The 24,861-nt window shown below is 22.2% G+C and carries 21 protein-coding genes; 12 read left to right on the forward strand and 9 right to left on the reverse strand.

All coding sequences use genetic code 11. The features are described 5' to 3' along the window. Nucleotides 1-71 precede the first annotated feature (71 nt). On the reverse strand, nt 72-965 hold the full coding sequence (gene lepB / locus AB4W66_RS01090) for a signal peptidase I (RefSeq protein WP_367675050.1): 894 nt from the start codon (nt 963-965) through the stop codon (nt 72-74). 12 nt (nt 966-977) lie between these two features. After that, entirely contained in the window at nt 978-2,762 is a 1,785-nt protein-coding gene (lepA, locus tag AB4W66_RS01095; protein ID WP_367675051.1) for a translation elongation factor 4, read from the reverse strand. Nucleotides 2,763-2,952: 190 nt separating this feature from the next. On the opposite strand from lepA, the gene mnmA reads away from it, so the two are divergent. The 9 genes from mnmA to ribA all read left to right on the forward strand — a co-directional run bounded on the left by mnmA (nt 2,953) and on the right by ribA (nt 12,657). Continuing rightward, on the forward strand, nt 2,953-4,077 hold the full coding sequence (gene mnmA, locus AB4W66_RS01100; RefSeq protein WP_367675052.1) for a tRNA 2-thiouridine(34) synthase MnmA: 1,125 nt from the start codon (nt 2,953-2,955) through the stop codon (nt 4,075-4,077). Nucleotides 4,078-4,125: 48 nt separating this feature from the next. Further along, nucleotides 4,126-5,505, forward strand: coding sequence for an adenylosuccinate lyase (purB, locus tag AB4W66_RS01105; protein ID WP_367675053.1), 1,380 nt, complete (start codon nt 4,126-4,128; stop codon nt 5,503-5,505). Between the two features lie 212 nt (nt 5,506-5,717). Continuing rightward, entirely contained in the window at nt 5,718-6,488 is a 771-nt protein-coding gene (locus AB4W66_RS01110; RefSeq protein ID WP_367675054.1) for an enoyl-ACP reductase, read from the forward strand. 140 nt (nt 6,489-6,628) lie between these two features. Next, on the forward strand, nt 6,629-8,587 hold the full coding sequence (locus AB4W66_RS01115) for an exoribonuclease II (protein WP_367675055.1): 1,959 nt from the start codon (nt 6,629-6,631) through the stop codon (nt 8,585-8,587). A gap of 219 nt (nt 8,588-8,806) precedes the next feature. Beyond that, nucleotides 8,807-9,451: a YchE family NAAT transporter gene (locus AB4W66_RS01120; RefSeq protein ID WP_367675056.1), complete on the forward strand. Its 645-nt coding sequence runs from the start codon at nt 8,807-8,809 to the stop codon at nt 9,449-9,451. A 131-nt stretch (nt 9,452-9,582) separates the two neighbouring features. Then, a complete protein-coding gene (gene lipB / locus AB4W66_RS01125; RefSeq protein ID WP_367675057.1) occupies nt 9,583-10,200 on the forward strand; it encodes a lipoyl(octanoyl) transferase LipB in 618 nt (205 codons plus the stop codon). Nucleotides 10,201-10,290: 90 nt separating this feature from the next. Next, nucleotides 10,291-11,196: a lipoyl synthase gene (gene lipA / locus AB4W66_RS01130; RefSeq protein ID WP_367675058.1), complete on the forward strand. Its 906-nt coding sequence runs from the start codon at nt 10,291-10,293 to the stop codon at nt 11,194-11,196. A gap of 89 nt (nt 11,197-11,285) precedes the next feature. Continuing rightward, a complete protein-coding gene (gene pyrF / locus AB4W66_RS01135; RefSeq protein WP_367675059.1) occupies nt 11,286-11,978 on the forward strand; it encodes an orotidine-5'-phosphate decarboxylase in 693 nt (230 codons plus the stop codon). Between the two features lie 73 nt (nt 11,979-12,051). Then, a complete protein-coding gene (gene ribA, locus AB4W66_RS01140) occupies nt 12,052-12,657 on the forward strand; it encodes a GTP cyclohydrolase II (RefSeq protein ID WP_367675060.1) in 606 nt (201 codons plus the stop codon). A 171-nt stretch (nt 12,658-12,828) separates the two neighbouring features. Here the strand turns inward: ribA and cls are convergent, their stop codons facing one another. From cls to trpD, 7 genes are all read right to left on the reverse strand, one after another. Beyond that, the gene (gene cls / locus AB4W66_RS01145) at nt 12,829-14,292 is read right to left on the reverse strand and encodes a cardiolipin synthase (protein WP_367675061.1); all 1,464 of its coding nucleotides are present in this window, start codon (nt 14,290-14,292) and stop codon (nt 12,829-12,831) included. Between the two features lie 76 nt (nt 14,293-14,368). Then, the gene (yciA, locus tag AB4W66_RS01150; RefSeq protein ID WP_367675062.1) at nt 14,369-14,782 is read right to left on the reverse strand and encodes an acyl-CoA thioester hydrolase YciA; all 414 of its coding nucleotides are present in this window, start codon (nt 14,780-14,782) and stop codon (nt 14,369-14,371) included. Between the two features lie 13 nt (nt 14,783-14,795). Further along, nucleotides 14,796-15,413: an inner membrane-spanning protein YciB gene (locus AB4W66_RS01155; protein WP_367675063.1), complete on the reverse strand. Its 618-nt coding sequence runs from the start codon at nt 15,411-15,413 to the stop codon at nt 14,796-14,798. 386 nt (nt 15,414-15,799) lie between these two features. Continuing rightward, the gene (gene trpA, locus AB4W66_RS01160) at nt 15,800-16,615 is read right to left on the reverse strand and encodes a tryptophan synthase subunit alpha (RefSeq protein ID WP_367675064.1); all 816 of its coding nucleotides are present in this window, start codon (nt 16,613-16,615) and stop codon (nt 15,800-15,802) included. A gap of 27 nt (nt 16,616-16,642) precedes the next feature. After that, nucleotides 16,643-17,821: a tryptophan synthase subunit beta gene (gene trpB / locus AB4W66_RS01165; RefSeq protein ID WP_367675065.1), complete on the reverse strand. Its 1,179-nt coding sequence runs from the start codon at nt 17,819-17,821 to the stop codon at nt 16,643-16,645. Between the two features lie 46 nt (nt 17,822-17,867). Next, nucleotides 17,868-19,241 carry a bifunctional indole-3-glycerol-phosphate synthase TrpC/phosphoribosylanthranilate isomerase TrpF gene (trpCF, locus tag AB4W66_RS01170; RefSeq protein ID WP_367675066.1) on the reverse strand — a complete coding sequence of 458 codons (1,374 nt, stop codon included), beginning with the start codon at nt 19,239-19,241 and terminating at the stop codon, nt 17,868-17,870. 1 nt (nt 19,242) lies between these two features. After that, on the reverse strand, nt 19,243-20,253 hold the full coding sequence (trpD, locus tag AB4W66_RS01175; protein ID WP_367675067.1) for an anthranilate phosphoribosyltransferase: 1,011 nt from the start codon (nt 20,251-20,253) through the stop codon (nt 19,243-19,245). A gap of 243 nt (nt 20,254-20,496) precedes the next feature. Between trpD and AB4W66_RS01180 the strand changes: the two genes are divergently transcribed. The 3 genes from AB4W66_RS01180 to topA all read left to right on the forward strand — a co-directional run bounded on the left by AB4W66_RS01180 (nt 20,497) and on the right by topA (nt 24,843). Beyond that, on the forward strand, nt 20,497-21,378 hold the full coding sequence (locus AB4W66_RS01180) for a DMT family transporter (protein WP_367675068.1): 882 nt from the start codon (nt 20,497-20,499) through the stop codon (nt 21,376-21,378). 43 nt (nt 21,379-21,421) lie between these two features. Beyond that, nucleotides 21,422-22,159 carry a pseudouridine synthase gene (locus AB4W66_RS01185; protein WP_367675069.1) on the forward strand — a complete coding sequence of 246 codons (738 nt, stop codon included), beginning with the start codon at nt 21,422-21,424 and terminating at the stop codon, nt 22,157-22,159. A gap of 107 nt (nt 22,160-22,266) precedes the next feature. Continuing rightward, complete coding sequence (gene topA / locus AB4W66_RS01190) at nt 22,267-24,843, forward strand: type I DNA topoisomerase (RefSeq protein ID WP_367675070.1); 2,577 nt, start codon at nt 22,267-22,269, stop codon at nt 24,841-24,843. Nucleotides 24,844-24,861 lie beyond the last annotated feature (18 nt).

A 24,861-nucleotide genomic window follows, 5' to 3' on the forward strand; every position in this document is an offset into this window, starting at 1 on the left:
AACTATTAAAAATAAATATTTTAAAAAAGAAAAAATATTTTTTTAAATAAATAAAATTTATTTTTTTAAAATTATTCAATTTTTCCAATTCTAGATAATCGGAAACCTGTAGGCCATTTGTTTACTTCTTTTTTAAAACTCATCCAAATATAAACAGCTTTTCCTATTAAATTCTTTTCAGGTACATATCCCCAATACCTACTATCATAACTATTATCCCTATTATCACCAATCATAAAATATTTTTTTTCTGGAACGGTCCAAATTTTTATTTTATTTATTTTCTTTTTATCTTTTTTTTTAAAAAGTATAGAGTATGACTTATTGTTTACTGTTTCTCTAGCTATTTTTAGTATTAAACAACTTTTATTTTTTTTTTCTTTTTTGTTTATTTGATTTTTTTTATTTTTGTAATTCTTAAAATTATTTCTTATCTCAACAAATTTACTATTTTTGAGTTTTGATCTATTGAAGTATATGGTTTTACAATTTATTTTATTTTTACATTTAGGAAAAATAAAAATTTTGCTATTTTGAGAATTGTAAAAAATTTTATCTCCTGGAATACCTATTACTCGTTTTATATAATTAATTTTGTTATTTTTTGGGTATTTAAATACTACAACATCTCCTCGTTTTGGAAGATTTGTTTTGAAAATAGTTTTTTGAAAAATTGGTTCCTTAATACCATAAGAAAATTTTTTTACTAAAATAAAATCTCCTACAAATAATGTTGGCATCATCGATTCTGATGGAATTCGAAATGGTTCAAAGACAAATGAACGAAATATAAATATTAATATAAATACAGGAAACATTGAAATAACATTTTTTTTTATTTTTTCTAAATATGTATTATTTTTAATAATTTTTTTGTTATTTTTTTTTTTAATTGAGTCGATTATCCAAGTACTTCCGGAAATAAAAATTATTGTTAACAGAATAACTGATATATTATAATCCATTTAAACAATTCCTTATTTTTTTAAAATAGACATGAATAATTCTTTAGAGAGAGATATATTTCCAATTTTTTTCATTTTCTTTTTCCCTTCTTTTTGTTTTTGTAATAGTTTTTTTTTTCTGGAAATATCTCCTCCATAACATTTTGAAAGAACATTTTTTCTTAGTTGTTTTATTGTTGATCTTGAAATAATACAATTACCAATTTTTGCTTGTACAACAATATCGAATTGTTGTCTTTGAATAAAATTTTTAATTTTTTCTATAGTCATTTTTGCTTTTTGGTTTGTATCATTTCGATGAATTATCATTGATAATGAATCAATTTTAATTTTATTTATTAAAATATCTAATTTAACTAAATCGGCAGTTTTAAAAAATTTAAATTCGTATTCTAATGATGCATACCCACTAGAAATAGATTTTATAGAATCGAAAAAATTTGTAATAACTTCTGACATAGGTACTAAATATGAAATAGAAACTTGTCGATAGTGATAAATAATACTTATTCGAACACCTCTTTTTTTTTCGCAAAATTGAATTATTTCTCCTAAATATTTAGGAGGGGTTAAAATATTACATTTAGCTATTGGTTCTCTTATTTTTTTTATTTTATTTATTGGTGGAAAATTATTAGGGATAGATATATGTGTAACTTTTCCATTTGATAATACTATTTCGTAAATTACACTAGGTATTGTTGAAATTAATTCAATTTTGTATTCTCTTTCCAACCTAGCTTGTATAATTTCCATATGTAGTAGTCCTAAAAAACCACATCTAAAACCAAATCCCAAAGAAGGAGAGTTTTCATTCTCGTAGAATAATGAAGAATCATTCAAACTTAATTTTCCTAACGCATTTTTAAATAATTTGTATTTTTTAGAATCTAGAGGAAATAGCCCTGCATATATTTTTGGACTTACTTTTTTAAAGCTTAAAAGAGGTGAGTTAGCTGGTTTTTTTTCTGTGGTAATTGTATCTCCTACAGGAAATGCCGTTATATTTTTAATTCCACATGATATCCAACCAACTTCTCCTGTTTCTATTTTTTTACATAGAATTGTCTTAGGAGTAAACATTCCTATTTTTTCTACTTTATAATTCTTTCCAGTACTCATTATTTTTATTTTACTTCCAATTCTAATTATTCCATTTTTTATTCGTATTAATGAAATCACTCCTAGATAATTATCAAACCAAGAATCAATAATCAAAGATTGAAGAGGAAAATTTTTATTTCCTAAGGGTGATGGTATATCAATAATAACTCTTTCTAAAATTTCTGATATTCCTACTCCTGTTTTAGCAGAACAATAAATTGGTTTAATATTTTTGATTTCTAAAATATTTTCAATTTCTTTTTTTGTTTGTTCTACATTAGAAGTAGGAAGATCAATTTTATTTATTACTGGAATTATTTTCAAATTCATATTTATTGCAGTATTATAGTTAGAAACTGTTTGTGCTTCTACTCCTTGAGTAGAATCTATTACTAATAATGCTCCTTCACAAGCTGATAGAGATTTAGAAACTTCATATGAAAAATTTACATGACCTGGAGTATCAATTAGATTTAAAAAAAATAATTCTCCCTTTTTTGAAACATATTTCAACGTTACGCTTCTTGCTTTTATCGTAATACCTCTCTCTTTTTCTAAATCCATAGAATCTAGTACTCTACTAAACATTTCTCGTTGTGACAAAGCACCACATTTTTTTATAAAACAATCTGCTAGAGTAGACTTTCCATGATCAATATGTGCAATAATAGAAAAATTTCTTATATTCTTCATTTTTTAAATTTTACCGAAATACATTTTTTATAAATGTTTTATAATATTAAAATATTTTAATGTTTTATTTATTGAACATTTTTATATTGATTAATATTTATAGTTAATTAAATTACTATGTTAATAAATTTAATCACAATAAATTCTTATTATCAAGAATAGAAAACTTTATTTAATTTAAATTAAAAATATGAAAAATAAAAAAAAAAAAATTATTGTTGGTATGTCAGGAGGAGTAGATTCTTCTGTTTCAGCATGGTTGTTGAAGAAACAAAATTATCTTGTAGAAGGTTTATTTATGAAAAATTGGGAAGAAGATGATAAAGATAACTATTGTTCAGCAAAACAGGATTTAGATGATGTAAAGATAGTATGTAATAAATTAAATATACGTTTGCATAAAGTTAATTTTTCTAACGAGTACTGGAATAATGTTTTTAAAATTTTTCTAAAAAAATTGAAAGTAGGAAACACTCCGAATCCAGATGTTTTATGTAATAAAGAAATTAAATTTAAGTTATTTTTTGATTTTTCAATTTCTATATTAGGAGCAGATTTTATAGCTACAGGACATTATGCACAAAAGCAGAAAATTAATAATAGAATATTTTTAATAAGATCAAAAGATTTAAATAAAGATCAAACTTATTTTCTATATACATTAAATGAAAACCAAATGAAGAAAATAATGTTTCCCATTGGCCATTTAAAAAAATGTCAAGTTCGTAAAATAGCAACAGAAAAAAAATTACATATTGCAAATAAAAAAGATTCTACAGGTATTTGTTTTATAGGACCTAAAAAATTTAGAAAATTTTTATCTAATTATATTCCAAAAAAAAAAGGTAAAATAATCAATACTAAAAAAGAAGTTATAGGAGTACATGATGGTGTGTTATATTATACAATAGGACAGCGAAGGGGTTTAAGAATAGGGGGAATTAAAGGAAAACAACAAGGTAAACCATGGTATGTTGTAAAAAAAGAAATTAATACCAATACATTAGTAGTTGCTGAAGGAAATAAAAATGATTATTTAATTTCAATTGGAATGATAGTTAGTGATTTAAATTGGATTAACAAAACTTTTTTTTTTAAAAAAGATGAATTATCTTGTAGTGTTCAAACTAGACATCGTCAGAAAGTTATTCCTTGTTATTTAAAAAAATTAAACAACACTTTAATTAAAGTTCTGTTTAATAAATTAGCTTATTCAGTTACAAGTGGGCAATCAGCTGTTTTTTATTCTTCAAAGGAAGAATGTATTGGAGGTGGAATTATTAAAAAAATAATCCCTTTAAAAAAAATATATTAAAATATTACGTTAATTAAAAATTTGTTTAAATTATCAAAGGAGAAAAATTTGAAATACGATTATTTAACTACTATATCTCCAATTGATGGTAGATATTTTAATAAAACTAATTGTTTAAGAGCTATTTTTAGTGAGTATTCTTTTTTGAAATTTAGATTGAAAATTGAAATAAAATGGTTACAAAAGTTATCTGAAATTAATGAAATATTAGAATTACCAAAATTTGATGATAATGAAAATAATTTTCTAAATAAAATTTTAAAAGAATTTGATGAAAAAGATGCTTTTTGGATAAAATCTTTAGAAAATAAAATTAATCATGATGTTAAATCATTAGAATATTTTTTAAAAAAAAAGATAAATTCATTCAAATGTTTAAAATCAATATCTGAATTTGTCCATTTTGCATGCACTTCTGAAGACATTAATAATTTATCATATGGTTTAATGTTGAAAAAATCAAAAAAAGAATTATTATTACCAATTTGGGAAACAATTATTTTAGAAATTAAAAATTTAGTAGTTTTATATAAAGATATTCCAATGTTATCTAGAACTCATGGACAAGCCGCTACTACGAGTACTTTTGGTAAAGAAATGTCAATTTTTTTGTATAGAATGAACCGTCAAAAAAAACAATTAAAAAATATAAAAATTTTAGGTAAATTTAATGGTTCAACTGGAAATTACAATTCACATTTTATTGCTTACCCTAACGTAGATTGGATAAAGATCAGCAAAGACTTTGTTTCTTCTTTAGGATTAGAATGGAATCCATGTACTACTCAAATTGAACCACATGATTATATTTCAGAGATATTTTCTTGTATTGTTCGGTTTAATTTAATTCTTCTTGATTTCAATAAGGATATTTGGAGTTATATTTCTATGAATTATTTGAAACAAAAAGAGTCTGTTGATGTAGTAGGTTCATCAGTCATGCCTCATAAAATCAATCCAATAAATTTTGAAAATTCTGAAGGAAATCTAGGATTATCTAATTCTATAATGATTCATATGATTAAAAAATTGATGGTTTCTAGATTACAAAGAGATTTAAGTGATTCTACAGTCTTAAGAAATATTGGTACTGCTTTGTCGTATTCTTATATAGCTTATGATTCTAGTTTAATTGGAATTAAAAAGTTAAAATTAAATAAAAATGAAATTTTTAAAGATCTTGACAAGCATTGGGAAATATTATCCGAACCAATACAAACAATAATGAGAAAATATAAAATATGTAATTCATACGAAAAAATGAAATTTTTCACAAAAGGTAAAAAAATAAATAGAGAAATTTTACATATTTTTATAAATAAATTAAAAATTCCAATTTTTGAAAAAGAAAAACTAAAAAAATTAACTCCTAAAACTTATTTGGGTTTATCTAAAGAAATAGTTAATAATTGTTTAAAATTAAACTAAAAGCAAAATTTAAAAAAATTAATTCCTTATTTTTTTTTAGTATTAAATTTAATATTCATATATTAGTTTAAAAACTAAATTCGATTAATTTTATAAGTTTTTTAAAATTTAAAAGTTTTAAATATATTTTAGTTTCTTTATTTTTAAATTACTTTTCTTTTTAGACTAGTTTTATTTGAATTAATAAAAATGTTAATTTAGGATTTTTAAATATGAAAATTTTGTCTGGAAAAAAATTTTTAATTACTGGAGTGAATAATAAGTTTTCAATTGCACTAGGAATTGCAAATATTATGTATTTACATGGTGCCGAGTTAGGTTTTTCTTATCAAAATATAAGATTAAAAAAAAAAATAAAATTTTTGACTAAACACTTAAATCCTAAATTTTTTTTATGTTGTGATGTATCAAATTCTAATAGTATTAGAAGTCTTTTTTCTAAAATGTCAAATTTTTGGGATTCATTTAATGGTATAATACATTGTATTGCTTATGTTGACAAATCTCAATTTTCTGGGGATTATTTAGATGTTGTTACTAAATTGAATTTTCAAGAAGCAAATAATATAACTTCGTATAGTTTTGTAGAAATGGCTCAGTTTGGTAAAAATATGCTTGCAAGAGGATCTGTTTTATTGACTATTTCCTATTTAGGATCAGTAAGAGTTGTTCCATTTTATAATACAATGGGGGTAGTTAAAGCTTCACTAGAAGCTAATGTTAGATATATAGCTTCTTCTTTAGGAAAAAAAAAAATCAGAGTTAATGCAATTTCTTCAGGTCCAATTAAAACTACATCTTCTTATTCTATTAGAAATTTTAATAAAATTTTAGAAACATATAGAAAAAAATCTCCTATTCCTAGGTTAGTTACTACGAAAGAAATAGGAAATGTAGCTTCTTTTTTGTGTTCTGATTTTTCTAATGGAATTACAGGACAAGTGATTTATGTAGATAATGGATTCAATATTATTTCATTTTGAAAGATAATTATTTGCAATAAAAATAAAATTTTTATTGCAAATAATTATCCTAAATTAGGATATACTAAATCAACAATAAATAATTGATAGTTAAATTTACAGAAATTAAGTTTTTTATTTTATAAATAGGCCTTATTCTTATGTTTCGTAATAATCCGATACTTGTTCAATTAAAAAAAAAAATTCGTTCAAAAGCTCCTAGAGTAGAAGGAATTGTAAAGAAGTCAGATAAGGGTTTTGGTTTTTTAGAAGTAGATTCTCAAACAAGTTATTTTATTCCTCCTAAACAAATGAAAAAAGTTATGCATGGAGATAAAATAATAGGAAAAGTATTAATTCAACGAGAAAAAGAAATTATAGAACCTGAAAAATTAATAGAACCATTTTTAACACGTTTTGTTGGAAAAATTAAACAGAAAGATAATAAATTTTTCATAGTTCCTGATTATCCTTCTCTTTCGAAGGATTGTATTCAATGTACAATAAAAAATGATTTAATACATACATTTCAAGACGGCGATTGGGCAGTAGCTGAACTTGAAAGTCACAGATTATTAAATAATAAAAATATTTTTTTTGCAAAATTAATTAGTTTTATAAGTAACGATAAAAATTATTTGACACCATGGCTGGTCACCCTAAATTCTTATAATCTAGAACACAAAGATCCGAAAATACTTGATAAAAGTGAAGTTAAATTTGATTCTTTTATTGAAAGAACAGATTTAACCAAATTAAATTTTATTACTATAGACGATTCAGAAACTAAAGATATTGATGATGCTATTTTTATAAAAAAAACTAAAAAAAATTATTTTTCTGTTATTGTAGCAATAGCGGACCCCACTGCATACATAAAACAAGATAGTAGATTAGACAAAATAGCTAGTAATAGAATTTTTACAAATTATTTGCCTGGTTTTACTGTTTCCATGCTTCCTAAAAAAATATCAGAAGATGTTTGTTCCCTGTTACCAGAAAAAAAAAGACCTGTACTTGCTTGTAAATTTATAATTTTAGAAGATGGTACTTTATTAGAAAGCAGTATTTGTTTTTTCTTAGCTTGGATAATGTCTAAAAAAAAATTATCTTATAAAAAAGTATCCGATTGGTTAGAAAAAAAAGGTTCTTGGAAACCAGATAATACAATTATAGAATATCAAATTATTTTATTGTTTCAACTATGTATTAAAAGAATTTCTTGGAGAAAAAAAAATGCATTAATTTTTCGAGAAAAACTAGAATATAGATTTAAATTTTCTAAAGAATATAAAATTTTGGATGTTTATGTTGAAAAAAGGAGAATTGCACATCGTGTTATAGAAGAAGTTATGATCTTAGCTAATATATGTGCTGCTAAATTTTTATCTAAAAAATTAGGATTTGGCATTTTTAATATACATAAAGGTTTTTCAGATGTTACAATTGCTAAACATGTTATTTCTATTTTATCCAAGTTTAAAATAAATTTTTCTGTTGAAAATATTATAACTTTAGATGGATTTCGTAAATTGTATCAATCAATATATAAGTTATCCAATAAATATTTAGAGAATAGAATTCGCCGTTATCAATCTTTTGGAGAATTTAGCATACATCCCAGTTCTCATTTTTCTTTAGGATTTCGTGAATATGCAACTTGGACTTCTCCTATTAGAAAATATAGTGATATGATTAATCATCGATTAATTAAATCAGTTCTTATAGGTAAAAAAATAACTAAATTTAGTAATGATATCATTTCTAAAATTAATGATCGTAAGAAAAAACATAGAATGTCTGAAAGAGATGTTAAAGATTGGTTATATTCAATTTATTTTTACAAAAAAAATAATAAAACAGAAATTTTTGTTTCAGAAATAACTGATATATCTAGAGGAGGAATAAGAGCAAGATTAATTGTAAATGGTGCTAATGTTTTTATTCCCTCTTCTTTTTTACATCCTGTTAGAAATGAATTATTTATAGATTATGAAAATGGAATTATTTATATAAAAAATTTAGCTTTGTATAAAATTACTGATCAAATAAAAGTACAACTAATGGAAATTAGGATGGAGAATAGAAATATTATTGCAAAGCCAGTTTTTATTGATTAATTTATATAAAAAATATTGATATAAATACAATCTTTAAAAATTATTTTTACAAATGTTGTTATATTTAATTTTCTTTAAAATTTTTAATGAACATTTACTTAGATAATTTTTCTATTAGAATTATAAATGATTTCAATTATATTCGTAAAAAAAAATTTTTATTATTTATTTATGCAAATAAGATATTTATGATTTTTAATTAAAAATTAGGGGAATAATATGAATTATTCAGGTTTTGAATATTCAGCTTATGTAAAATTTTTTATTAATTTATTTGCATTAGTTAATCCAATTGGATTAATACCGATATTTATGAGTATGACAAATCATTTATCAGAAAGTGAAAGAAATAAAACAAATTTTTATTCAAATGTTTCAGCCTCTATAATATTATGTATAACTTTATTATGTGGAGATTTTATTTTAACCATATTTGGAATTTCTGTAAATTCTTTTAGAATTTCGGGGGGGATTTTAATAATTATGATTTCTTTATCAATGGTTAATGGTAGTATTATTAAAAACATTAAACGAGAAAAATCGACTAAAAATTCTACTAAGAAATCTGATTCTATTTCTATAGTTCCATTATCAATGCCTTTAATTGCTGGACCAGGTGCTATTAGTTCAACTATTGTTTGGAGTAATCATTATCCAGGATTAATAAATTCTTTTTTATGTTGCGTAGTTATTTTTTCATTTTTTTGTTTTTGTTGGTTTTTATTTAAAACTGGTCCAATAGTTGTGTATTACCTTGGTTCTTCTGGAATAAATATTCTTACTAGAATTATGGGATTATTATTAATGTCTTTAGGAATTGAATTTGTAACAATTGGAATTAAGTCCATTTTTTCTTTAATTTAATTAATTTTGAATTTTTTTTTAAGATAATAGATTTATAAAAATTTTTACTATTAAATGAATTTATTTTTTTATTTTTAATTTTAAAATTAATATAGAAAAATAAAATTATTAATTGAATTAAATTAAAACATATGAATAAAAAAAAGGTAATCATTAGAAAACTTGGAATAAAACATTGGATCAATACTTTTTGTGATATGCATAATTTTATTTCAAAATCTAATTTGTCTACTTTAGATGAAATTTGGTTTTTAGAACATTATTCAATTTTTACTCAAGGAAGACATGGAAATAAAATAAATGATAATGAAATTCGTTGTATTAATGGAATATCTGTAATAAATAGTGATAGAGGCGGTGGAATTACCTATCATGGTCCTGGTCAACAAATAATATATTTGTTAATAAATTTAAAACGTCGTAAAATATATCCTAGAAAGATGATTTTTATCATTGCAGAAATAGTATTAAATACATTAAAGAAATTTTCTATAAATGGAATTTTTAATGAAAAAAATCCAGGAATATACGTAGATGATAAAAAAATATGTTCAATTGGTTTAAGAATAAAAAATGGATTTTCTTTACATGGGTTTTCTTTAAATGTTGATATGGATCTGTCTCCATTTGATTATATTAATCCATGTGGAATAAAAGGCATTAAAATGACTCAAATGAAAAATTTGAATTCAAATATTTTTTTTAATAAAGTTCAATCTGTATTACTTGAAAATTTTTTATTATTTTGATGATTTGTTTTTGTAAAAACTATTTTTTAAAATCTAAATTTAAAAATTTTTAGTTTTTTATTTTTTTTATTTTTTTTTAATCTATTAATTATGAATATTAAAAATTTAAATTTTTTTACTAAAGAAAATGTTTTAAAAAAACCTAATTGGATAAAAGTTAAATTATTAAATAATAATAATAATGTTAAATATGTAACATCGATGATAAAGAAAAATTCTTTACATTCTGTTTGTGAAGAAGCACAATGTCCTAATTTATCCGAATGTTTTAGTAGAAAAACAGTAACTTTTATGATTTTAGGATCAATTTGTACAAGAAAATGTCCTTTTTGTGCAGTAAGAAGTGGAAGACCTAATTCTGTTGATTTAAATGAACCTAAGAATTTATCTTCTGCTATTTTAAAAATTGGATTAAAATATGTAGTTTTAACTTCAGTAGCAAGAGATGATTTACGTGATGGGGGTGCTGAACATTTTTCAAAATGTATATTTTTTATTCGAAAGAATAAAGATATAAAAATTGAAATTTTAGTTCCTGATTTTAGAAAATGTAGAAATAATGCTTTATCTATTTTAGGAAATTCATTACCAGATGTCTTTAATCATAATATAGAAAATGTTCCTAGATTATATAAAAAAATACGTCCAGGTGCTAATTATATATCTTCTTTAAAATTATTGTCAGAATTCAAAAATTTATATCCTACTATACCTACTAAATCTGGTTTAATGTTAGGTTTAGGAGAAAAAGAATGTGAAATTATTGAAGTAATGAAGGATTTGTATGATTCTGGAGTTACAATGATTACATTAGGTCAATATTTACAGCCTAGTAAATTTCATTTACCTGTAAAGAAATATTTGACATTATCAGAATTTAAAAATATCGAAAAAGAAGCAAAATCAATTGGATTTTCTAATGTTTTCTGTGGTCCATTTGTTAGATCTTCATATCATGCAGAAGAACAAAATATCAAAAATGAATTTATTCTATGAATATTTTAAATTTATAAATTGTTTTAAAAAAAATAATTTATGTTTAAAAAATTAAAAATTAAAAATTATTTTAAATAAATAATGATTCTATGACAAAAATTATATTAGCTTTAGATTTTTCTGATAAAAAGACAGCCATGAAATTAGTAGATAACATAGATCCAGCTATATTTTCTTTAAAAGTAGGTCCGGTTATGTTTATACGTTATGGTTTAAAATTTATAAAGGAATTACATTGTTTAAATTTTAATGTATTTTTAGATTTGAAATTGTTTGATATACCAAATACTATTTTTTCGGCTGTACAATCAGTTGCTGATTTAGGAATATGGATGTTAAGTGTTCATATTTTAGGAGGATCTGATATGTTAAAAGCTGCGAAATCTGCTATCAAAAGCTATAAAGACAATCCCCCTTTATTAATAGGAGTCACAGTTTTAACTAGTTATAGTAATAATGATTTACGATCAATTGGTATTTCTAGTTCTATTGCAGAACAAGTTTATTTATTAAGTAATATAGGAAAATTATGTTTTTTAGATGGTGTAGTTTGTTCTGGAAAAGAATGTAGACAAATAAAAAATAAATTTGGAGAAAATTTTAAAGTAGTTTCTCCAGGATTTAGATTACATGGAGATCAATTACATGATCAATTGCAAATTACGACATTAGAAACTATTAAAGAAGATAAAATAGATTTTTTAGTATTAGGTAGATCAATAACTTTGTCAAAAGACCCGGTAACTTCTTTAAAAAATTTTATTAAAATTATATCAAAATAAAACGCTTATTTTTTTATATCTTTTTTTATTTATTTATAAAAAAATGTAACTTTTTTATAAGAATGGAGAAAATGTGAATCTAAAAAAAATAAAAGAACAATCTATATTACCTACTCCATGGGGTGAATTTACATTAATTGGATTTGAAGAAATAAGTAAGTTAGAAAAAAAAAATCACGTTGCTTTAATATATGGAAATATAAACTTACTTATATTAAAAAATAAAGCTGTTTTGGTTAGAATACATTCAGAATGTTTAACTGGAGATGCTTTATTCAGTTTAAGATGCGATTGCGGGTTTCAATTAAAACAATCTATGAAAATAATTTCTAAAAAAGGGTTTGGTGTTATTATTTATCATCGTCAGGAAGGTAGAAATATTGGATTATTAAATAAAATTAAAGCTTATTCATTACAAGATAAAGGACTTGATACCGTTGAAGCAAATAAAAAATTGGGTTTTTTAGCAGATGAAAGAGATTATTCAAATTGTTCGAACATTTTAAAAATATTAAAAATAAAGAAAATAAAATTATTGACCAACAACCCATTTAAGGTTTTTTCCCTAAAAAATTCAGGGATTGATGTTATTGAAAGAATTTCATTAATAACTGGGAAAAATTGTAAAAATATAAATTATTTAAAAACAAAAAAAAGAAAAATGGGGCATGTTTTATAATTTTTTTATTTTTAAATAATAGTAAATAATTTAAAAAAAGATGAAAAAATATTAATAGAACTTTATCATTTTAACTAACTTTAAAAATGATAAAGTTTTTATTTATTTAAATAAATAAATTATTTGATTTTTTTTAAAAAGTATTATTTTTTTAATTTTAAATTTTTTTATCTATAATAAAGGACTAAACAAATAAAAAAAATTTTCTATTATTTTTTTCCAATAAGAACGTAAAAACCAATATTTTGGATCCAATAATTTAGATTTTGAAATATATTCATCGTGTAAGTAAGATAGTTTTTTTCCAAATTTTTTGTCATCAATAGCTATAGTTATTTCAAAATTTAACCATAAACTTCTCATATCTAAATTTGCAGTTCCAACTAAACTTAATTGTTTATCTACAAGAATACTTTTACTATGTAATAATCCTTTTTCAAATAAATAAATTTTAACCCCTGATTTTAATAATTCACTAAAAAAGGATCTACTAGCCCATTTTACCATAAAAGAATCATTATTTTTAGGAATAATTATGGAAACATTTACTCCTCTATAGGAAGCTGTACATATAGCATGTACTAAATCACTACTAGGTACTAAATAAGGAGTAGTTATAGTCAATTGATTTTTAGCAGAATAAATTGCAGTAAGAAGCGATTGATGAATAATTTGTTTAGTATATCCTGGACCAGAAGCTATTACTTGCATAGAAGTAGAATAATTTTTTTTTGAAATTTCTTTATTTTTGCTTATAAAAAGCTTTGGAAGAATTTTTTTACCAGTTTCTAATTCCCAATCACAAGAATATACTATTCCTATAGTAGTTACAATAGGGCCTTCTACTCTTATCATTAAATCTATCCATTGTCCAATTTTACAATATTGCTTAAATAAATTAGGATCAACTAAATTCATACTACCAATATAAGAAATATTATTATCAATCAGTACAACTTTTCTATGTTGTCTTGAATCAATTCTTCTAAAAAAAGTTTTTAAAACATTAATTTTTAATGCTTCAACAATTTTAATATTAGCTTTTTTCATTACATAAACCCATTTACTCTTAAAAAATTTTATACTTCCAGCAGAATCTAATATTAATCTACAATTTATTCCTTTTTTAGAAGAAGAAATTAAAGCTTTTGCTACTTCGTCTGCAATTCCTCCTGGTTGCCAAATATAAAAAACCATTTCTATATTTTTTTTAGCTAAGGATATATCTTTTATTAAACTTTTAATAACTTTTTTGTAATTTTTTAATAATTCTAATTTATTATTAGTTACTCCAGAAATTCCTTGACGGTTTTTACATAATTTGAATAATGGTAAAGCAACTCTACTATTTTTTTTTGAAAAAAAATTCTTGTAATATTTAATTTTTTTTATTTGAACTAAATTTTTTTTCCAAATTTTTTTTAATAAATTGGTTTTTCTTTTTCCTAAATATGGTTCACTAAAAAAAAACCAAATCATTATACCAAATAATGGAATAAAATATAAGATAAATATCCATATGTTAGAAACTGGATTTGTTTTTTTTTTTATAAAAATTTTAAAATTAACATTTACAATTAATAATAAATATCCTATAAAAACTATCCAAGAATAGAAGTGATGACAATTATTCATTTAAATTCTCTAAATGTCGTTTTAAAAAAGGTACAACATTTTTTTAGCACCAGAAAAAAAAATTAAAAAAATGTTTTTAAAACATTTTTTTAATTAATTTAGGTTTTCCTTTATTATCAATAGCTACATATATAAAGGTAGCTTCAGTTGTTTTATAAAAACTTCCAATTGGAGGGTAAGAAATTTTTTTTATCCATACCTCAACTAGAATAGTTATTGAACTATTTCCTATTTTTAAACATTTTGCAAAACAACTGACTATATCTCCGATATGTACTGGTTTTAAAAATGTCATTCCGTTTACACTAACAGTGACTACTCTACCACAAGTAATTTCTTTGGCTAAGATAGCTCCTCCCATATCCATCTGAGACATTATCCAACCTCCAAAAATATCTCCATTAGCATTTGTATTAGCTGGCATAGCCAGCGTTCGTAAAACCATTGTCCCTTCTGGTAAAATTGATTTTTTATTTTTTTTTTTTTTCATAATTTAGTAATAATTATTTTTTAACATGGTACATATATAAAAAATTTATAATCATAAAAATTATTGTCATTCCAGTTAAACCAATGATTTTAAAATATATCCAATACATTTCTGAACAATAAAATATAATATATAAATTTAAGAGACCACATAAAAAAAAGAAAAAGGACCAAGTAAAATTTAATGTTTTCCATTGACTTTTAGTTAGTTGAATATCTTTTTTATTAATAAAAAAATTGATTAACGGTTTGTTTAAAAAGAAACTTATCAATAAAGAAATTGAAAATAAAAAATATAAAAAAGAAACTTTTAACTTTATAAAATTACTATTATGAAAAAATGTTGTTAAAGATCCAAATAATAATATGAAAAAGAAACTAATTATTTCTATTATTTCTACTTTTTTGTAAAAAACCCAATTAATTAAACAGATCATACCAGATGTAATAATTAATAAATTAGTTGCTATAAAAATATCCTGTATTTTATAAGCAATAAAAAACGTTAGCATGGGAATTAGATTTAATAAACTTTGCATAATTTTATCCAAAAAATATTTTTTATATCTTTTAACAATAAATATAATTGTATGTAAATGTAATATCTTAATATTAGAAAAAAATATTAACATTAGTACTTAATAAAAAAGAAATCTCATTTTAAAAAATATTTATTACAGTTAAAAAAAATAAAAAAATGGTGTATTATTAAAATAATATATATTCAATATAATAATTGTTATGAGAAAAATTTTATTTTTTTACATGCAATTAATAAATTTTTTTTTTGATATATATTGTTTTTTAAATAGTTTTTGAATAAAATTATAAAAAAAATGATTGTAATTGAAATTAAAAATAAACTAATAAAAATTAAAAATAATATTTTTATATTATTCAATTTTTAAAATATTTTTGAAAAAAAATTAAATTTTTAATTTTTTTATTTTATTTTTAAAAAAAAAATTTATAGATTATTATCTATAAATTAACTTTTAATATAATTTTAAAAAAATGTTTATTTAGATTTTATAAATGTAGCTCTTTTAAAGTTTGTAACTATTTTTCGTATTTTTTTCATCATAATTATTTCATTATTTTTATTATTTTCAATAATTTTAATTATCACAGATCCACAAATTACACCTGTTGCTCCATTTGAAATAATTTTTTTTATTTGTTTTGAAGTATAAATACCAAAACCTTGTACTATAGGTATAGTAGTATTTTTTTTAATATTTTTTATTAAATTTTTGTTTTTTAGATTGATATTTTTTTGTATTCCAGTTACTCCAGCTCTAGATAATAAATAAATATAAGGAGATTCATACGAAGATATTAGTTTAATTAAATTATTATTAGTGTCTGGTGGACACATAAATATTGGGTCAATTTTATTTAGTTTACATGCTTGAAAAAATGGTTCGTATTCTTGAATTGGAACGTCCGCTATTAAAACTGAATCGATTTCTATTTTTTTACAATTGTTATAAAAGTTTTCTATTCCTTGTTGAAAGATTAAATTTGCATATGTTAAAATACCAATTGGTAAAGAATTGTATTTTTTCCTTATTTTACTCAACATATCAAAACATTTTAATACTGTTATACCACTAGAAAAAGATCTTAAATTAGCCTCTTGGATTACTATTCCATCAGCCATTGGATCAGAAAAAGGTATTCCTACTTCTAATGCATCAATTCCACTAGAAACTAAAGTATCGACTATCCTTAATGATACTTCGATATTAGGATCTCCTAATACTATAAATGGAATAAAACAACCTTCTGAAATAATATTTAAGTGATTAAATAATTTTTTGTATCTTTGCATATTTTAAAATTCTCCATATTATAAATTTTATTTATTCATATATTTTTGTACAGTTAAAATATCTTTATCTCCTCTTCCAGATAAATTGACTACTAAAATTTGTTTTTTCTTTGGATACAAATTCATTAATTTAATTGCATATGCTAAAGCATGAGAAGATTCTAAAGCAGGTATTATTCCTTCATTTTTAGATAAAAGATTGAATGCTGTAACTGCTTCTTTGTCTGTTATTGAATGGTATTTAACTCTATTAATACTATGTAACCAAGCATGTTCAGGACCTACTGATGGAAAATCTAATCCGGAAGAAATAGACCAAGATTCTTGTATTTGTCCTTCTTTATTTTGTAAAATTTTAGATTTCATTCCAAAATAAATTCCTGTTTTTCCAACTTTTAATGAAGATCCATGTTTTTTTGTATTTATTCCTAATCCTGCTGCTTCGATACCTATTAAAGATACTTTTTCTTCGTTAATAAAGGTAGAGAAAATACCTATTGCATTAGAACCGCCTCCAATACAAGCAATTATTTTATCGGGTAATTTACCTTCTTTTTTTAAAATTTGTTGTTTTGTTTCTTGTCCTATTATTTCTTGAAATTTCTTTACTATAGTAGGATAAGGATGAGGTCCTGCAGTAGTTCCAATCATATAATGAGTTGATTCATATGTTGAAGACCAATCTCTCATTGCTTCATTACAAGCATCCTTTAGAGAGCGAGACCCCGATTTTACACAAATTACTGTTGCACCAAGCAATTTCATTCTAAAAACATTTGTTTCTTGTTTTTTAAAATCTTTTTCTCCCATATAAATTCTGCATTTTAAATTACATAATGCACATATCATTGCAGTTGCTACACCGTGTTGTCCTGCTCCTGTTTCTGCAACAATTTCTTTTTTTTTCATTCTAATTGCTAATAATGCTTGTCCTAAAGCCTGATTAGTTTTATGTGCACCTCCATGTAAAAGGTCCTCTCTTTTTAAATAGATTTTTGTTTTAGTCTTTTTAGTTATATTACTACATAATGTTAATGGAGTAGGTCTTCCAGCATAATTCTTTAGAAAACTTGATAGTTGATTATTAAAATTTTTACTATTTATTGCTTTTATGAATTCTTTTTCTAATTGATATAAAGCTGGAACTAATATTTGTGGTACATACATACCACCAAATTTTCCGAAATATGATTGTAATAGATTCATAATTTAAAAAAAAGAAAAACGAATTTATATTAAAAAATTCATAATTTTATTGGTATTCTCTAATAATTTTAAATACTAATTTCATTTTATTTTTATCTTTTATTCCTGGTTTTTTTTCTATTCCAGAATTAAAATCTAAACCAAAACATCCTATTTTTGAAGCTAAAAAACAATTTTTAGGATTGATTCCACCAGCTAAAATTACATTTTTTAAATATTGATTATTGTTTAACAATGACCAATTAAATGTTTTTCCTGTCCCCCCCCCGTTTTTGTGATCTAGAACATAAGAATTAATTGATATCCAATTTAAATTTGGGATTTTTTTATTTATTTGAAACGTTTTCCAAATTTTAGTATTTTTTGAAATTTTTGTTAGTAAAATTTTTATATATTCTTGATTTTCATTACCATGTAATTGTATTCCAAATAAAGATAAATTATTAGTTATTTTTGATACATATTCAATCGAATTATTACAAAAAACACCAATAAACTTTAATTTTTTTTCATTAAGGATAATTTTTTTTGCATGTGTTTCATTTATTTTTCTTATTGAATTTTCACAAAATATTAATCCTCCATAAATACTACCAGATTGATAAGCACGTTTAGCATCTTTACTTCTAGTCAAACCACAAACTTTATTATTTCCAAAAATCAAACTACGTATAGTATTCTCTGGTTTTAATGAAGTCATTATGTGTGTTCCGATCAAAAAACCATCTACCAATTTACTTAACTTTCTAATTTGATTGTAGTTTTTAATTCCTGATTCGGATATTAAAACTTTAGAATCAGGAGTTTTTATAGAAAGTTTTTTTGTTATGTTTATATCTATTGAAAAATCATGTAAATTACGATTATTAATACCAATAATTGAAGCATTTAATTTAATCGCTCTTTTTAGTTCGTTTTCATTGTGTATTTCAGTTAAAACTGACATATTCATTGATTTTGCAATTTCAGATAATATTAAATATTGATTATCCTCCAATACAGATAACATTAAAAGTATAGCGTCAGATCCATAATATCTAGCTAAATATATTTGATATGGATCGATAAAAAAATCTTTACATAGAATTGGTTGATGCAGATAAGATTTAATAATAGGTATATATTCAAAACTTCCTTGAAAAAATTTTTCATCGGTTACTACTGATATTGCAGAAGCATATTTTTTATAAATTGAAGATATTTTAAATAAGTTAAAGTTATGATTTAAAATTCCTGATGATGGTGAACTTTTTTTAAATTCAAAAATGTAAGCAGGACGAACACTTTTAATTGCAGAATAAAAATCTCTATTTGAATTTTTTATTTTTTTTTTAATTTTTAATAAAGGTAAACAAAATTTTTTTTCTTTTATCCATGTTTTTTTATTTTCAATTATTTTTTTTAATACAGTTTCTTGCATATTATTTTTCTCGAATTGAAGAAATAGTTTTTATTTTTAGATAAGGAAGTCCGCTTTTAATAATTTTCATAGCATATTTTGTATTTTTTATTAAATCTTCGTTACCAAATAGTTTTAATGTTAAAGCTACATTCATAGCAATTGTGTATTCATATTTTTCATTACTAATTCCCATAAGGATCTTTTTTGCAATTTTTAGATTGTTTTTTTTATTTTTTTTTAAAGAAAAATTTGTTTTAATTAAAATATCTTTAATTCCAAAATCTTTTTTAGTTAATTCGTAAGAATTAATTATACCATTATTTAATTCTACTACTGTTGTTGTTCCGTCTAAAGTAACTTCGTCTGTATTGTTGTTATTTACTAAAATTACTCTAGTATAATGTAATTCTTTACATACTTCGATTATTGGCAATAAAAACTTTTTATTATAAATTCCAATTAGTGCTAATGGTGGAAAAGATGGGTTTAAAAGTGGAGCAATTAAGTTAAATAAAGTGGGAATTTTTAATTCCTGTCTTACTTTTTTAAAATATTTAAAACTAGGATAAAATTTATTTGCTAATAAAAAACATAAATTATATTTATCTAGTAAATATTTAGATGTATTGGAAGAAATATTAATTGGTATCTTTAAATAATTTAATAAATCGGCGGATCCTATAGTTCCTGTAATACTATTATTACAATGTTTTACAATTTTTAATCCACATGAAGAAGAAACTATAGCGCTAATAGTTGAAATGTTAATTGTATTTTTTCTATCTCCTCCTGTCCCTACTATGTCAGCATATAAGTACTTAGGTTTTGGAAAGTATTTTTTTTGTTTTAGAAAAGCTTTTATAGCTCCTGACATTTCTGTTTTTTTTTCTCCTTTTATATGCATTTTGTATAATGCTTTTTTCAAAATACAATTTGAAACTTTTCCATCTATTAATTGTTTAAAAAAAAAGTAACTTTCTTCTTTAGTAAGAGATAGTAAATTATTTATTTTATTTAAAATATTTTTCATTTTTTTTTAAGAATTAAAAAAAATTTTTAATTATTTTATTTTACAGCTAAATAATAAAATATTAAAGATTATAAATTTTTTAAACAATATAAATAAATTTTAAAGTAGTAAATAATTTTTTATATTTATTATAAATAGAGAATAATTTTTTATTTGATGTATTTACTTCTAAAGTTTTTTATACAAAAAATGTTATATCTACATTTTAACAAAATTAATTTTTTTAATTGGAATGTATCCTTTATGAAAAAAATATTTATTTTTCTTTTATTTATTTCAGTTACTATTATTTTAGGAACTACTTGGTTAGCTATGAAAATAGCTTTACAAACTATTCCTCCTTTATTTATTACAGGAGTTCGTTTTTTAATTTCTTTTACACTATTGACTATAATATCTTTTTTTTTTAAGGCTAAATTATTTTTTCCTGTTAGGAAATTACAATTTCAAATCTTATTGAGTATATTTTATTTTTTAATACCATTTACTTTAATGTTGTATTGTGGAAAATTTTTAGAAATTTCGTTATCAGCAATTATATATTCCAATATGCCTGTAATTATTTTGTTTTTTTCTTCTATTCTAGAAAAAAAAAATATATGTTTTCTAAAAAAAATTGGAATTTTTTTTTCTATATTGTCTTTAATAAGTATATTTGTTGAAAAAATATTTTTTGGATCTATTCAAGAAATATTTGGAATAATAGCATTATTAATAGCTATGTTCAGTCATTCAATTATATATATAAAATCTAAAAAAGAATTATCAAATTTTTCAGTAATTACACTAAATGCACTACCCTCTTTTTTATCTGGAATTATCTTAATAATAGGATCATTTTTTTTTGAGAATCCTAATATTATGTTTTTTTCTAAATCGTCAATTTTAGCAACGATTTATTTAGGAAGTATTGTAGGAGTTTTTGGTATTTTATCTTATTTTTATCTACAAAAAAAAACCAATCCTTTAATTGCTTCAATGGTATTTTTGTTTTTTCCATTAATTCCGATAGGAACTGAATATTTTTTTCATAATAAGTTTCTATTAAAAATAGAGTTATTCTCGGTTTTTTTTTCTTTTTTTGGTATAATGATAATCCTGTTTTCGTCTTTCTTTTTAATTTAAAGAAATTTTATGAAAAAGTTTTTTTAACTATATTTAAATGTTTATGAAAGAAAAAATACAAAAGATATTAGCTAATTCTGGATTTGGTTCTAGAAGAGAACTAGAAAAAAAAATTTATTTAAAAAAATTATATGTTAACAATAAATTAGTAAAAATTGGAATGAGAATAAACGAAAATGATATAAGAAATTTTATTTTAGATGGAAAAAAGAAACATTTAATAAAAAAAAATTTTTTGCTTCCTAAAATACTTTTATATCACAAGAAAAACGGAGAAATTTGTAGTAATTCCACTAAAGAAAAAGAAAATACAGTGTTTCAAAAAATACCAAAATTAAAATATGGAAAATGGATTTCAATAGGAAGATTAGACCTAAATTCATCAGGTCTTTTATTGTTTACTTCTAGTGGAAAACTAGCTAATTCTTTAATGCATCCTAAAAATAGGATAGAAAGAAAATATAAAATTAGAGTATTTAGTCGATTTGATAGTGAAAAAAAAATTCATATTTTAAAAAATGGTGTAAAATTAGATGATGGTTTTGCTAAACTCACATTTATTAAATTTTTTGGTGGAAAAGGAAAAAATAAATGGTATATAGTTTCTTTAAACGAAGGAAGAAATAGAGAAATTAGAAGAATTTGGAAACACATAAATTGTCAAGTAAATAAATTAATTAGAATTAGTTTTGGAAAGATAAAACTTCCAAAAAATTTATTTCCAGGTTGTTATAAAGAACTTAATCGAATAGAAGTGAAAGATTTTTTAAGTTCTTTATAAATACTACTAAAATTTTTTATTAAAAAATTTTTTTAAAATATACGAAATTTAAAAAAATAATTATCTAATGTTAAGATTTAAATGTTAAACAGAATTGAGTATAAGTCATGAAAAAATCTTTAGTAATAGTAGAATCTCCTACAAAATCAAAAACTATTAATCGTTATCTAGGAAATAAATATTTAGTTAAATCTTGTTTTGGTCACATAAGAGATTTACCTGTTAACTCTTTAAAAAACGGTAAAAAAATAATAAGAAGGAAAGATAAAACATCTTTGCTGGGATTCGAAAAAGAAAACTTAATTAATAAAATAGGAATTGATCCTTATAAAGATTGGAAAGTAATATATTCAATTCTTCCAGGAAAAAAGAAAATAATTACAGAACTAAAAAAAATTTCTAAAGAAGTAGAACATATATATTTAGCTACAGATTTAGATAGAGAAGGTGAAGCAATTGCATGGCATTTAAAAGAAACAATAGGTGAAAATAATCATAAATTTAGTCGAATTATATTTAATGAAATAACTAAGGAATCTATTTTAAAATCATTTGAAAATCCATGTTTGTTAAATATGAATAGAGTATATTCACAACAAGCAAGAAGGTTCATGGATAGAATAGTAGGTTATATGATTTCTCCATTGTTATGGGAAAAAATTTCTAGAGGTTTATCAGCTGGTCGGGTGCAATCTGTAGTTGTAAAAATGATAGTAGATAGAGAAAATTTAATAAAAAAATTTATTCCTAAAAAAAGTTGGAAAATACAAGCTTTTATAAATAATGAAAAAAATCAATTATTAAAAATGAAAGTTACTCATTATAAAAAAAAAAAAATAAAAATAAAAAGTTTTCAAGAAGCTGAAAATTTTTTAAAAAAAATTAAATTTTCTAAATTTTATATTTCTTCGATTGAAAATTCTACAAATTATCAATTACCTAATCCACCTTTTACTACTTCAACTTTACAACAATTTTCTAATATTTATTTAGGTTTTGGAGTAAACAAAACCATGTTGCTTGCACAAAAATTGTATGAAGCAGGATATATTACTTATATGCGTACAGATTCAACAAATATTAGTGAACAAGCTATAGAAAAAACAAGAGATTATATTTTAAATAAATTTGGAGAATTATATTTACCTAAAACTAATTATAAAACTAAAAAAAAAAACAAAAAAAAACATGAACAAGGAGCACACGAAGGAATTCGTCCTACAAATGTTTTAATAAATAAAAATAATTTAAAATTAGTTGAAAATGGTATAAAAGAATTGTATGCAATGATTCATTGTAGATTTGTTGCTTCTCAAATAAAACCTGCTAAATTTAAACTACAAAAAATAATTTTAGAATCATTGGATTTTGAATTATCCAATAAATATAAGTTTTTAGTATTTGATGGTTGGAAAAAAGTTATGAATTATTCTGTAAAAGAATATAAAAATTCATTTTTTTCAATAAATGTGGGTAAACAAGTAAATTTAAATTCAATTGTTATAAAAGAAATTTTATCTAGTTCACCTTCTAGATTTAGTGAAGCAACTTTGGTAAAAGAATTAGAAAATAAAAAAATTGGTAGGCCTTCTACTTATGCTTCTATAATATCTACGATACAAAATCGTGGATACGTAAATATTAAAAATAATAAATTTTATTCTAAAAAAATGGGAGAAATTGTTACAGATCGTTTAAAATATTCGTTTAAAAGTTTAATGAGTTATAAATTTACAGCAGAGATGGAAGATAAATTAGATCAAATTGATAACAATTTAATAAATTGGAAAACAGTTTTAAACAGTTTTTTTTCTAATTTTTATAAACAATTTAAAAAAGCAATTCAATCACCAAAGTTAGGTGGTATGATACCCAATAAAATTATTACAACAAAAATAAATTGTTCTAAATGTTTTAAAAAAATGGTCATACGAACAGCTATTACTGGAATTTTTTTATCTTGTTCTGATTATACAAAATCTAAAAAAAAGTGCAAAAACACGATATCTTTAATACCAGAGAAAGATTTCTTGCAAAATAAAAATAAAGATTGTTTGACATATAAAATATGTCATTTATGTAAATCAAATATGGATTTATATTATATTAATTTTAAATTAATGTTGTTTATTTGTAGTAATAGTTTATATTGTTCGGAATTTTTAGTAGAAAAAAATAATAATTTTAAAAAAAATTTTTTTGAAAATAAAAAAGTTAAAAAATGTAATTTCTGTAATTCAGATATGTTTTTAAAATTCGGAAAATTTGGGCAGTTTTTAAAATGTTCAAATCAAGATTGTAAAAATACAAAGAGAATGAATGGAATAAAAAAAAATTTTTTGTGGATTAAACCCATTGTGTTTCCTAATTTACTTTGTGAAAAATCTAATGCATGCTTTGTATTAAAGTCTGGAGTTTCTGGAATTTTTTTTGCAGCGAGTAGTTTTCCAAAATCTAAAGAAACCAAAACTCCGTTTATAGAAGAACTTATTCGTTTTAAAAATTTGTTACCGAAAGAAATACTATATTTGACTGATGCTCCAATAGTAGATAGTGAAGGTAATAAAACAATGTTAAGATTTGATAAAAAGAAAAAAATTCAATTTATAGGTTCTAAGAAAAATGGAAAATTTACTTCATGGAAAAAATATTTTATAAACGGGAAATGGAAAGCACAAAACTAATTTTTTTTTATTCATTTA

The organism is Buchnera aphidicola (Tetraneura ulmi), from assembly GCF_964058925.1.
Taxonomy (GTDB): domain Bacteria; phylum Pseudomonadota; class Gammaproteobacteria; order Enterobacterales; family Enterobacteriaceae; genus Buchnera_D; species Buchnera_D aphidicola_B.